We start from the raw sequence: 12201 nt of genomic DNA, 5'->3' as shown, positions 1-12201 counted from the left end.
CTCCTGCCAGGGGCGGTGTTTTTATCGTTATTGCGCCAGGCCTAGATCGGCCATGACCTTCTGTATCTTTTCCGTATCGATGGGTTTGGATGCATAGGCGTCGCAGCCGAGCTTGAACGCCTGATCGATTACATTCACATCAGCGATGGCCGTCATGATGATGACCCTCATCCGCTCAGCAGCAGGAACATGATACTGCTCCTCCAGCCTGCGGACAATTTCAAGCACCTTGAGCCCATCGACCTTCGGCAGCATGAGATCCAGGCAGAGCAAGCCGTACGGTTCATGCATTTTCATGGACTCAAGGACATTGTCGATCGCTTCCATGCCATCAGCCGCTGAATCACAATCGCCATAGACCTTCATGAATCCTTCAAGGAAATCACGGCTAAGCCGGTCATCCTCTGCCAGCAGAATCTTCATGCCTCTCCCTCCACCTCGTTGCAGCTTGCGCCTCTTTCTTCTCTAGCATACTACAAAAGCAACGTATTGTACAGGAAATCCCCCCTACCGCAGGCATAGCAGCTCCTAGCGGACAGGCCCCGTAGAATCGCGCGTGATAAGCACATTGTCGAGGGTGATGCGCTTGCTCTTGCCGCCCTTGATCTTTTCCGTCAGTAATGCCGCTGCATTGCTGCCCAGCTGAAACATATTCTGATCCATGGTTGTCAGCTTCGGCTCGATGAGCCGCGACAGCGAGATATTATCATAGCCCATGACCGATATATCTTCCGGTACCTTGAGCCCCAGACGCTTGCAGGCATTCAGCGCACCAACCGCCATGAGGTCATTGCAGCAGAAGATTGCCGTAGGCTTTGCCTGTGGGATGAGTTCCAGCAGACGCGCCATCGTCGAGTCGACAGTCTCCACACCGTTGCCTTCGCCGATATTCACGATCAGCTGCTCTTCGAGCCGTTTGTTCTCTGCCATATGCTGGCGATACGACTCCTCCTTGATGGCGTACGAGTCCGAGTTCGCACCACGCACGAACAGGATGCGCTGATGGCCCAGTCCCTCCAGATATTCAAGCGCCTGCCGTGAGCCGAGCTTCTCATCGTTACCCACATAGGATACATTCGGGATGCGATGATAACCATTGATGAATACCAAGGGAATCCGTTTGACGAGATCTGCGTAAAAGCTTTCCTTGATGTCGGCCGTATTCGGGCTGATGACGATGATGCCCGAAACGTTGCGGGAAACAAGTGCATTGATGCAGTTCATCTCCTGCTGGGGATCGTTCTTTGCACAGTTCAGCAACAAGGAAAGGCCATCCTTGCGGACGGTCTCCTCGATGCCATCGATGACTTCGGCAAAGAACATATTGTATAAACCGGGGACGACGACGCCAATGGTCGATGACCGGCGCGTATTGAGTTCACGCGCCTGCACATTGGGAACATAGTGCAGCGTCTCAATGGCCGTCTGCACGCGCTCGCGCGTCTCCACCTTGACGGGATAGTTGCCATTGACTACGCGCGAAACGGTAGCCACCGACACCCCGGCCATCTTAGCCACGTCAACGATCGTCGCATTTTTCCTATCTTCCATGGATGACTCCCTGCTTTCTCTGTTACTTTGCCGAAACAGCTGCCCTGCTCAATCCAGGCTGGCTACAAAGCGGTCAAAAGCGGCCATGCCTTCATCATCGCGCTTGTAGACACCCGCATGCATCAACACCGTCTTGAACACCTGGCCGATCTCCTCCTGGAGGATGCTCTCAACCTGTCCGGCCGTGACCTGCGGATATTTAGCCGCCAGCATCTTATACCACTCGCTGTGCTTGGCAATGGCTTCAATCCCCGCGATGTCCGGCGTTCCTTTGACGAGCTCTTCTCCCACGCGGCGCATCTCTTCCTTCAGGCGGGCTGGCAATACCGCCAGTCCCATGACCTCGATGAGGCCGATGTTTTCCTTCTTGATATGATGCACTTCCGCATGGGGATGGAAAATCCCCAGCGGATGCTCCGCGCTCGTGCGATTGTTGCGCAGCACGAGGTCAAGCTCATACAGGCTGCCACGGCGGCGCGCGATCGGCGTGATCGTATTGTGGGGCTCACCATCACTCTCAGCCAGGATGCCAACACTCGCATCGCTGTAGGCGCGCCAAGCCACAAGGATCTTCTCAGCCAATCCGGCCAGAGCCTCACGGTCCTCGCCCGTCAGCCGCAGCGTCGACATCGGCCACTTGACGCGGCCCACTTGAATGCCTGGATACTCCTTGAACACATAGCTCTTCTCGATGGGTGCCTTGGCCATCGCAAAGGTATAGCGGCCCCCTTGATAGTGATCATGGGACAGGATAGATCCGCCGACGATTGGCAGGTCAGCATTCGAGCCGAGGAAATAATGCGGGAAGATCGTGACGAAATCCAGCAGGTTCTCAAAGCTCTTGCGCGACACCTTCATCGGGATATGCTTGCGGTTCAGCACGATGCAATGCTCATTGTAATAGGTATAGGGCGAGTATTGCAGGAACCAGCGGTGCCCTGCCAGCCGCAGCGGGATCAGGCGATGCGTCTGCCGTGCCGGATGACCGGCATGACCCGCATAGCCCTCATTCTCGCGGCACAGCAGGCACTTCGGATATGAACCGGATTTGACGAGCTTGGCCTTGGCAATATCACGCGGATCTTTCTCAGGTTTCGACAGGTTGATCGTGATATCGAGATCACCATACTCCGTCGCTGTCTGCCAGACAACATTCTTGTCGATACGGTCCTTGCGGATGTAGTTCGAGGCAATGCTGAGCTTGTAGAAATTATCCGTCGCGGCCTTGGGGGCGCGCGCGTAATCGCTGTTGAAGCGGCGGATGACCTCTGACGGCCGCGGCATCACACAGTCCATGAGGCGTGTGTCAAAAAGGTCGCGTTCATTGGCCGTATCCTCGATAAGGCCCTGTGCCACCGCATAAACGAGCATATTCTGGAGGATCGGTGCAGCTGTTTCCAGCGTTTCACTGATTTCTTCCGGCACAAACTCCTCCACCTTCAATACGTCGAGCAGTCTGTTGGCCGTATAAAAAGTATCTTCTTCGTTCATAAGTCCGCGCTGCTTGGCAAAATGCAACAGGCGGTTGATTTCTGTATTGATTGACACTGTAATCTTCCTTTCGGCTGAAACTTCCTTTGTTTATTTCTCGTAGCCGTCCGGGTGTTTCTGATGCCAGTTCCAGGCCGTACCGATGACCTGCTCGACATCCGTGTAGCGCGGGTTCCAACCAAGGATCTTGCGTGCCTTCTCGCTTGACGCGATCAGCTGGGCCGGATCGCCAGCACGGCGCTTGCCCATCTCGACCTTGATATCCTTGCCCGTAGCTTTCTTGGCCGCCTCGATCATCTCCTTGACCGAGAAGCCCTTGCCGTTGCCGAGATTGAAGATATTGCTCTCGCCACCCTTGCGCAGATACTCCAGCGCCAGCACATGGGCATCAGCCAGGTCGATGACATGGATATAGTCGCGCAGGCAAGTGCCGTCCGGCGTCGCATAATCATCGCCGAATACCGTGATATGGTCGCGCTTGCCCAACGGCACCTGCAGGATGAGCGGGATAAGATGCGTCTCCGGATGATGATCCTCGCCAATCGAGCCATCATCGAGGGCACCGGCCGCATTGAAATAGCGCAGCGACACATAACGGATGCCATCGGCACGGCTGACCCACTTCATCATCTTCTCCATCGTGCGCTTCGTCTCGCCATAGGTATTCGTCGGATTCGTCTCATCGTCTTCCATGATGGGCACGCGCTTCGGCTCACCGTAAACTGCCGCCGTCGAGGAAAAGACAATCTTGTCCACACCATGACGTACCATCGCCTCCAGCAGCACCTGCATGCCATAGACGTTGTTGTTGAAGTATTTGAGCGGTTTTTCCATACTCTCGCCAACCAACGAGTTCGCGGCAAAATGAATGACCGCCTCAATCTTATTCTCCGTGAAGATCCTATCGAGGACAGCGGCATCGCGGATATCCCCTTCGTAGAACTTAGCCTTGGGGTTCAGCGCATCGCGATGGCCCGACTGCAGATTATCGACGATGACGACATCCTCGCCTTTGCCCACCAGCTGGTGCACCGCATGCGAACCGATATAGCCGGCTCCGCCGCAAACAAGAATAGACATAATGGAAACTCCCTTTCTATCCGTAAATAATCAAAACAGAAATCGCTTTCTATTTTATCATGTTTTCTATGCGTTTTCTACGCTGCTTTTCTATCTTCCTCAATCGAGACGATGCGTACCATCGGCAATGCTGGCCACATAGAAGCTCGGTGCATAGCCGATGATTTCCGTATAGGCCTTGCCGATATTCTCCTTGAAAGCTGGTATTGCATCGTTGCGTACCAGGCTGACCGTGCAGCCACCAAAGCCAGCCCCCGTCATGCGCGAGCCGATGACGCCATCCTGTGCCCAGGCAAGCTCCGCCAGCGTGTCGAGGTTCTTGCCCGTGACATCGTAGTCATCACGCAGCGAGAAATGCGATGCATCCATGAGCTTGCCGAAGCGCTCGACATCATCCTGTTCCAGTGCCGCCACCGCCTCAAGCGTGCGATTGTTCTCATAGACGGCATGGCGGGCACGCTGGCGCTCCAAAGGCTCAGCGATATGCCCAGCCAGCTTGTTGAATTCCTCATTGGACAGCTCACCGAGGGCCGTAAGCTCCGGCTTCACTTCCTTGAGCTCATTGAGTGCATGCTCGCACTGGGCACGGCGGACGTTATAGGCGCTCGATGCCAGGCTGTGCGGCTTGTTCGTATTCGTGATGACGATGCTCGCATCCTTGAGCGAGATCTTGCTGTAACGATACGAAAGCGTATTGCAGTCCAGCAGGATGGCGCAGTCTTTCTTGCCCATGCCGACAGCGAACTGATCCATGATGCCGCAATTGACACCAACAAATACATTCTCCGCCTTCTGGGAGAGCTTGACCATCTCGACCATATCGAGGCCGAAGCCAAAGGCATCGTTGAGGATGACTGCCGTCAGCACTTCGATCGATGCCGAAGACGACAAGCCCGAACCTCCCGGCAAGGTGCCATTGATGACAATATCGAAGCCATGGCTGCAAGCATGGCCAGCTTGCTCAAACACGCTGACTACGCCCATCGGATAGTTGGCCCAATCTTTGGCCTTATCGTATGCAAGCCCCGTCATCGAGAACTCGATGACCCCCTTATCGGCAAGATTCATGGAGTAGACGCGCGTCTTACCATCGTCGCGGTCAGCGACCAGCGCATACGTGCCAAGGGAAATCGCACACGGAAAAACATGGCCGCCATTGTAGTCGGTATGCTCGCCAATCAGGTTGACACGGCCCGGCGAAAAATAGCTCCGCGTCGTCTTATCGCCGAATTTTTCCGTAAAAACCGCTTTCATTTCCTTCAAGATTTCCTGCTCCATTTTCTTTTCCTCCCCATAATCAAGTAAACGTTTTCATGTTTCCCCAAAAACATGGTGCAAACCGACATCTCATCGCATTTGCACCGCATTTTGTTTTGTTGCTTATAGTTTACCGCTAACCGCTGCGAAAGTCAAGAAATTTGTAAACGTTTTCTAAAAACAAGAAAAACAAGCGCCCGCCAGCATAGCCAGCAAGCGCTTATCCACGCAGTGAGTCTGTATCCCTGCTTATTCCTGTTCCGGATTGTTCAGCTTATTGAACAGCTCCTCAAACCGCTTGTTGATCTCCGCATGAGTATCCTTGGTGATCTGCGGCATATCGTCCTCGCCCATAGCGTCCTTCCAAGTGATACCTGCCTGACGGAAGCCTTCCTCGACAGCATCCTGCATGGCCTTGAGCTTATCCGGATCGCCGCCAGCAATCGACGTCGCCATATCCATGATACGTGTCGCCACACTGTCAACCGAGTAAGCACCACCATCAGCCACAGCCTTGGCTGCCTCTTCCGGCGTCGTGGCCACTTCTGGCAGAGCGAACTTGTCCGCACCGATCAATATACCATCGAAGTTCAGCTGTTCAACACCCTGATCCAGCCAGCCTTGCAGCTTGAGATTCTGCTCAGTCATCGTCTTGATCATGAGCTGATAGCTCTTCTGGATGCCTTCCTTGAGGATATCCACCTGTTCAGCCGTCATGCCCTTCGTTGCCCCCGAGGCCTTTTGCGCCGCCTCAGAGATATCGAGGCTATACGCCTCGGTTGTCGTAGTAGTTGTGGTCAGATTCTTCTCAACATCCGTCGTTGTCGACGTTGTTGTTTTCTTGTAGCTCGCACTCAATGCAGCGGTCTGCTGGGAGAGCGAAGCAATGTTGTTGACATCCATGTTAGCTTCCTCCTTAATGTTTAACACGTACACTTACACATATCAGAGTAAAGTATTCCTATTTATATTATCCATGAAAAACATCGAAAAAGCAAGCAAAAAATCGCCCACTCCACTTGTATTTATCTATGGACATCATGAAAATCTGACCGAGTGGATGACCTTATATCCTTTGGCTTCGATTTTTTCTTTCAACGAGGCAACATCCGGGATATCCCCGCGAATGACGATCTCATAGCTGCCATCAGGCTGCTTGCAAGTCACCAGGCTGTCGATGGAGAGCCCATCAGCCGCGAAGACCCCCGAAAGCTCATTGACGACACCGACCTTGTTATCGGCCAGCACCGTAAGGCGCGTCTTGCCCCCTGTAAGCTCCATGACATCGACAAACGTCTTGAAGATATCGGTCTCAGTGATCACGCCAACGACCGCTCCGACCTGTGAAACCACCGGCAGACCACCGATCTTCTTGTCGTACATGATAAGGGCGGCCTCCTCGATGGTCGCATCCTCACTGACCGAGATGACATCCTTATTCATGATTTCCGCCACCTTCAGCTTGGCCAGCAAGGATTTTTCCTCATAGCGCGACAAGGTCGTCGCTGGCGACGGTGCCACGCGCATGAGATCCTTGTCGCTGAAGAAACCGACCAGCTTGCCGTCTTCCACCACCGGCAAGCGGCGGAAATTGCCTTTCTTCATCGCCAGCGCCGCATCATCAAGCGAGGTGTCCGGCGTCACCGTTACGGGATTCTTGGCCATGCGATTTGCAACAAACATATTGATATCCTCCATTTCCGCTTCCGAAGCAGGCTTCGGGATTTTCTGCATTGTTTATAGTAAAAGGATTCGCCAAAGTGCGGCGAATCCCTGCTTCTTTTTCTCTCGACACTCAGCCACCGAGATATGCTTTGCGGACGTCCTCACTGGCCGCGAGTTTCTTCGCATCCCCTGCCAGCGTGATGCGCCCCGTCTCCAGCACATAGGCACGGTTGGCTATCGAAAGGGCCATATTCGCATTCTGCTCGACAAGCAGCACCGTCGTACCAGCCTTGTTGATATCGACGATGATATTGAATATTTCCTTGATGAGCAGCGGTGCCAAGCCCATCGACGGCTCATCCAGCAGCAGAAGACGCGGCCGGCTCATAAGCGCGCGGCCCATCGCGAGCATCTGCTGCTCGCCGCCCGACAAGGTACCCGCAATCTGATCCTTGCGCTCCTCAAGGCGTGGGAACAGCTCAAAGACATGCTTGATATCGGCCTTGATGCCGTCCTTGTCCTTGCGCGTGAACGCCCCTAAGTCAAGGTTCTCCATGACCGACATCTCGGCAAAGATGCGGCGCCCCTCCGGCACCTGGCTGATCCCCGTGCGGACAATCTCATGGGCACGGATGCCAGCAATATCCTGCCCTTCAAATGTGATCGTACCCGTCTTCGGCTTGAGCAAGCCCGAGATCGTACGCAGTGTCGTCGACTTGCCAGCGCCGTTTGCTCCGATCAGCGTAACGATTTCGCCCTGGTTGACCTCAAGGCTGATTCCCTTGATGGCATGGATGGCACCATAATAGACGTTCACATCTTTCAATTCCAACATTTTGCCCATTATGCTTCGCCTCCCAGATATGCCCGGATAACCTCAGGATCGTTCTTGATATCGGCCGGAGTCCCCTGCGCGATGATCATACCATACTCAAGCACGTAGATGCGCTCGCAGATGCCCATGACAAGGCTCATATCGTGCTCGATGAGCAGGATTGTCAAACCAAACTCCTTGCGTATCCAGGCAATCATCTCCATGAGCTCCTTCGTCTCCTGCGGATTCATGCCGGCAGCCGGCTCATCGAGCAGCAGGAGCTTCGGCTTCGCAGCCAGCGCCCGCGCAATCTCCAGGCGGCGCTGGGCACCATACGGCAGGTTCTTGGCCAGCTCCTCAGCCTTGTCCTCAAGATGGAAGATCTTCAGCAGCTTCCGTGCCTCTTCCTCTATACGCTCCTCTTCCTTGAAATAACGTCCCATGCGGAACACCGACTCCAGCAGGCCGTATTTCACATGGAAATGGAACGCGATCTTGACATTCTCCAGCACCGAAAGCTCTGAGAACAGGCGGATGTTCTGGAACGTGCGCGCAATACCGCGCTGCGTGATCTGATAAGGCTTGAGCCCGACGATGCTCTTGCCATCGAACTTGATATCCCCCGTCGTCGGCTGATAGACGCCCGTGATCAGATTGAACGCCGTCGTCTTGCCGGCACCATTCGGGCCGATGAGTCCGATGAGCTCGCCTTTATTGATGTGGAAATTGAAATCCGAGACCGCCTTGAGGCCGCCAAAGACCTCAGACACATCCGTCGCTTTGAGTAATTCGTTGGCCATCAGTTACGGCCTCCTTTCTTGAATATTTTGCGGAAGATCCCCATGTTCGTGACCTCCATGTAGCCAAACAAGCCCTGCGGGCGATAGAACATCAGCAGGATCAGCGCCAGTGCATAGATGATCATGCGGAACTCGGGCCAGCTGGCCAAAGCTGCCGAAATGAACGTGACGACAAACGCACCAGCGATTGAGCCAGTAATCGATCCCAGACCGCCCATGACGACCATGATCAGATAGTTGAAGGACTGCATGAACGTGAACGAGTTCGGGCTGACAAGATAGAAGCAATGCGCAAACAAGCCGCCAGCCACACCAGCAAACGCAGCGCCGATCGTGAAGGCCATGACCTTGAACTTCGTCGTATTGACGCCCATCGATTCTGCAGCAATCTCATTTTCTCGGATAGCCAGGCAGGCACGGCCATGATTCGAGTTCACGAAATTCTTGATGAAGAACAGTGCGAACAGCATGAGGAAGAATACCCAGGCAAAATTCGTATGATGTGGAATGCCCTTGAATCCAGCTGCGCCGCCGACATAGTCGATATTCATGATGACGACGCGGATAATCTCTCCGAGCCCCAGCGTCGCAATCGCCAGATAGTCACCGCGCAGGCGCAGTGTCGGAATGCCGATCAGAAAGCCCAAAAAACCTGCTGCTACACCACCGGCGAGCAATGCCACGGCAAAGGGCAGATGGAAATTCGTCGTCAGCACGATGCCGACATAAGCACCGACCGCCATGAACCCCGCATGGCCGAGCGAGAACTGTCCCGTATAACCGTTGATGAGGTTGAGGCTCACTGCCATGATGATATTGATGCCAACGATCAGCAGATTCAGCTGCCAGAACGAACTCAGCACACGCCCCGTGATAAGCCCCTGCAAGACCGCGAACAGGACAATGGCGAAGCCCAGCATGATACAGTCATTCTTGCGTAAATATTTCATGAAGCTCCCCCCTTAGACCTTTTCTTTCGTATTCTTGCCGAAGATACCTGTCGGCTTGAACAAGAGCACCAGGATCAAGATGGCAAAAGCCGCGGCATCACGGAATGTCGACGAGACAAAGCCGGAAACAAACGCCTCGACAACACCGAGGATCAAGCCGCCGACCACAGCCCCCGGCAGGATGCCGATACCACCGAGAACAGCGGCAACGAAGGCCTTGAGGCCCGGCATGATGCCCATCAGCGGATCGATGGAGTTGTAGTAGACACCGACCAGCACACCAGCAACCGCTGCCAGTGACGAGCCGATGCCAAACGTGATTGAGATGATGCGATCCGAATCGATGCCCATGAGCTGCGCCGTCTCCGTATCAAACGAGGCGGCCCGCATGGCCTTGCCCGTCTTCGTCTTATGGACAACATACGTTAGGATGACCATCAAGATTGCCGTGATGCCAAGGATCAGCATCTGCTGCCCATTGATGACGATGCCGCCGATATTGATGGCCACATCGCCGAACATAGCCGGGAACGTGCGCGGCGTCGGCGAGACGAAATACATGCTCGTGTACTCGAGAAAGAACGAGACACCAATAGCCGTGATGAGCACCGAGATACGCGGCGCATGACGCAGCGGCTTATAAGCCAGCTTTTCCACCACCATGCCGAGGATGCCGGTGACAACGAATGAGATCAAAAGTGCGGGTACGATTGAAAGATGTGCCTGCGTAATCGCATAGAAACCGATATATGCGCCCACCATATAGATATCGCCATGAGCGAAGTTGATGAGCTTGATGATACCGTAGATCATCGTATAGCCTAACGCAATCAGCGCATAAATGCTGCCCAGCGATATGCCATTGACGAGCTGCTGCAGGACCTGGTGCGTAAATTCCATAATAGCCTCCTTGTCGCGTCCGTCCATGAAGGACAACCTGCGATAGTCTAAAGGGCCGCATCACTGCGGCCCCCTTGTCTGCCTTATTGGCTCAATCACTCAGCATCCGGCATGATCTTGGCAACCATGACGCGGTCGCCATTCTTGTTCTCCAGGATGACTGCCTGTTTGATTGGGTTGTGATTCTTGTCCATCGTGATGATGCCCGTACCGACCTTGAGGTCCTTGGTCTGCTCCAGAGCCTCGCGGATCTTCTCCGGATCATCGCTGCCTGCACGTTTGATGGCATCAACCAGCATCTTGCCGGCATCGTAGCCAAGTGCAGCGAATACGTTCGGCGCATGACCGTACTCTTTCGTGAACGCATCGATGAAGCCTTTGACTTCCGCATCCTTATCGGAATAATGCGTGCTGAAATACGTCTTGTTCAGCGCGTCAGCACCAGCGATATCGGCAACCTTCGAGTCATCCCAACCGTCCGTGCCGAGGAACGGCTGCGCGAAACCAAGCTCACGGGCCTGTTTTACGATTTTGCCGACCTCTTCATAGTAGGCCGGAACGAATACGACATCAGCATTGGCCGTCTTGAGCTTCGTCAGAGCGGCTTTGAAGTCCTGATCCTTGGCGAGGAAAGCCTCTTCCATAAGGACTTTGCCGCCAGCAGCCTCAAACTTCTCCTTGAAGACCTTGCCGAGGCTCTTGGAGTAGTCCGAACTGTTATCGACGTAGATGACAGCCGTCTTGGCTTTGAGCTGCTCAGCCGCGAATTTCGCCATGACCGAACCCTGCTGCGGGTCGATGAAGCAGCTGCGGAAGATGAACGGCTTGACCTTGCCATTTTCGACCGTTACATCCGGGCTCGTAGCATCCGGTGCGATGACCGGTACCTTGTTGTCCGTAGCGACCTGAGACTCAGCAATGACATTTGCCGTTACAGCCGGGCCGACGATGACTTTGACCTTGTCATCGGAGATGAGCTTCGTAGCGGCATTGACTGCCTCCGAAGCCTCTGATTTGTTATCTGCTTCAACGACTTTTATCTTCTTGCCGTTGATACCACCAGCTTCATTGATTTCCTTGATGGCGAGATTGAAGCCATCGAGCGTTGCCTGGCCATAGTTGGCGACATTACCCGTGCGCTCGAAGTTGGCACCGACCTTGATCTCATCGGCATTGCCTTCATCCCCACAACCGGCAAATACACTTCCCATGAGCATCGTGCCCGCAAGCACGCTCATGAGTTTCAGACTTTTCTTGCTGAAATTCATGCGAATTCCTCCCTTATCCGTTAAACAATTCAACGATGGAACTAATTATAGTTTACAGGTTTACAAAAGTCAATGCTTTTTTAGGCAATCAGGTCATATTATTTATCCATTTGTGTTTTATCGGAAGACCTTTTCACCATTCGCCTGTATTTTATATCATTTATTCGGTATGTTTGATAAAAAAGTACAGTATACAATAAACACTATCTGTTTCTCTTGTTTCTTTATATTAGACATTTTTTATAAAAGTCCTTCTCAAAAAGAAAATTTAAATATCGTCACCCAATTGCAGTTTGTAAATTACCGTGTTTTTATTCGAGAAAAGCCGCGCCGCCGGGCAGGGGAGTACCAACGCTTCACTTAGATGCTTTGCTAAAAATATTTTTTGCCTTTAACTAAGCATTGAAAAAGTTCCCAAACGCGCT

At 53.5% G+C, this 12201-nt stretch carries 12 protein-coding genes; all 12 read right to left on the bottom strand.

What is annotated here, in order from left to right; all coding sequences use genetic code 11:
- Positions 1-27: 27 nt before the first annotated feature.
- The 12 genes from BM181_RS13765 to BM181_RS13710 all read right to left on the bottom strand — a co-directional run bounded on the left by BM181_RS13765 (position 28) and on the right by BM181_RS13710 (position 11776).
- Positions 28-423, bottom strand: coding sequence for a response regulator (locus tag BM181_RS13765; RefSeq protein ID WP_075445702.1), 396 nt, complete (start codon positions 421-423; stop codon positions 28-30).
- Positions 424-528: 105 nt separating this feature from the next.
- Positions 529-1551, bottom strand: coding sequence for a LacI family DNA-binding transcriptional regulator (locus tag BM181_RS13760; RefSeq protein ID WP_075445701.1), 1023 nt, complete (start codon positions 1549-1551; stop codon positions 529-531).
- A 48-nt stretch (positions 1552-1599) separates the two neighbouring features.
- On the bottom strand, positions 1600-3099 hold the full coding sequence (gene galT, locus BM181_RS13755; RefSeq protein ID WP_075445700.1) for a UDP-glucose--hexose-1-phosphate uridylyltransferase: 1500 nt from the start codon (positions 3097-3099) through the stop codon (positions 1600-1602).
- Between the two features lie 33 nt (positions 3100-3132).
- Positions 3133-4122 (bottom strand): UDP-glucose 4-epimerase GalE, encoded by a 990-nt coding sequence (gene galE / locus BM181_RS13750; RefSeq protein WP_075445699.1) that lies wholly within the window; start codon positions 4120-4122, stop codon positions 3133-3135.
- A gap of 99 nt (positions 4123-4221) precedes the next feature.
- On the bottom strand, positions 4222-5400 hold the full coding sequence (locus tag BM181_RS13745) for a galactokinase (protein ID WP_075445698.1): 1179 nt from the start codon (positions 5398-5400) through the stop codon (positions 4222-4224).
- A gap of 228 nt (positions 5401-5628) precedes the next feature.
- On the bottom strand, positions 5629-6282 hold the full coding sequence (locus BM181_RS13740) for a hypothetical protein (protein ID WP_075445697.1): 654 nt from the start codon (positions 6280-6282) through the stop codon (positions 5629-5631).
- A gap of 135 nt (positions 6283-6417) precedes the next feature.
- Positions 6418-7062, bottom strand: coding sequence for a CBS domain-containing protein (locus BM181_RS13735; protein WP_075445717.1), 645 nt, complete (start codon positions 7060-7062; stop codon positions 6418-6420).
- Positions 7063-7174: 112 nt separating this feature from the next.
- Positions 7175-7879 (bottom strand): ABC transporter ATP-binding protein, encoded by a 705-nt coding sequence (locus BM181_RS13730; RefSeq protein ID WP_075445716.1) that lies wholly within the window; start codon positions 7877-7879, stop codon positions 7175-7177.
- An 8-nt stretch (positions 7880-7887) separates the two neighbouring features.
- On the bottom strand, positions 7888-8658 hold the full coding sequence (locus tag BM181_RS13725; RefSeq protein ID WP_075445696.1) for an ABC transporter ATP-binding protein: 771 nt from the start codon (positions 8656-8658) through the stop codon (positions 7888-7890).
- Positions 8658-9608, bottom strand: coding sequence for a branched-chain amino acid ABC transporter permease (locus tag BM181_RS13720; protein ID WP_075445695.1), 951 nt, complete (start codon positions 9606-9608; stop codon positions 8658-8660). Before BM181_RS13720 ends, BM181_RS13725 begins: the two co-directional genes overlap by 1 nt.
- Before the next feature lie 12 nt (positions 9609-9620).
- Complete coding sequence (locus BM181_RS13715; protein ID WP_075445694.1) at positions 9621-10508, bottom strand: branched-chain amino acid ABC transporter permease; 888 nt, start codon at positions 10506-10508, stop codon at positions 9621-9623.
- Between the two features lie 95 nt (positions 10509-10603).
- Positions 10604-11776 (bottom strand): ABC transporter substrate-binding protein, encoded by a 1173-nt coding sequence (locus BM181_RS13710; RefSeq protein WP_075445693.1) that lies wholly within the window; start codon positions 11774-11776, stop codon positions 10604-10606.
- Positions 11777-12201 lie beyond the last annotated feature (425 nt).

This window comes from Pseudoselenomonas ruminantium (assembly GCF_900113715.1).
GTDB lineage: Bacteria > Bacillota > Negativicutes > Selenomonadales > Selenomonadaceae > Selenomonas_A > Selenomonas_A caprae.
This window is presented reverse-complemented; position numbering and strand designations above follow the sequence as displayed.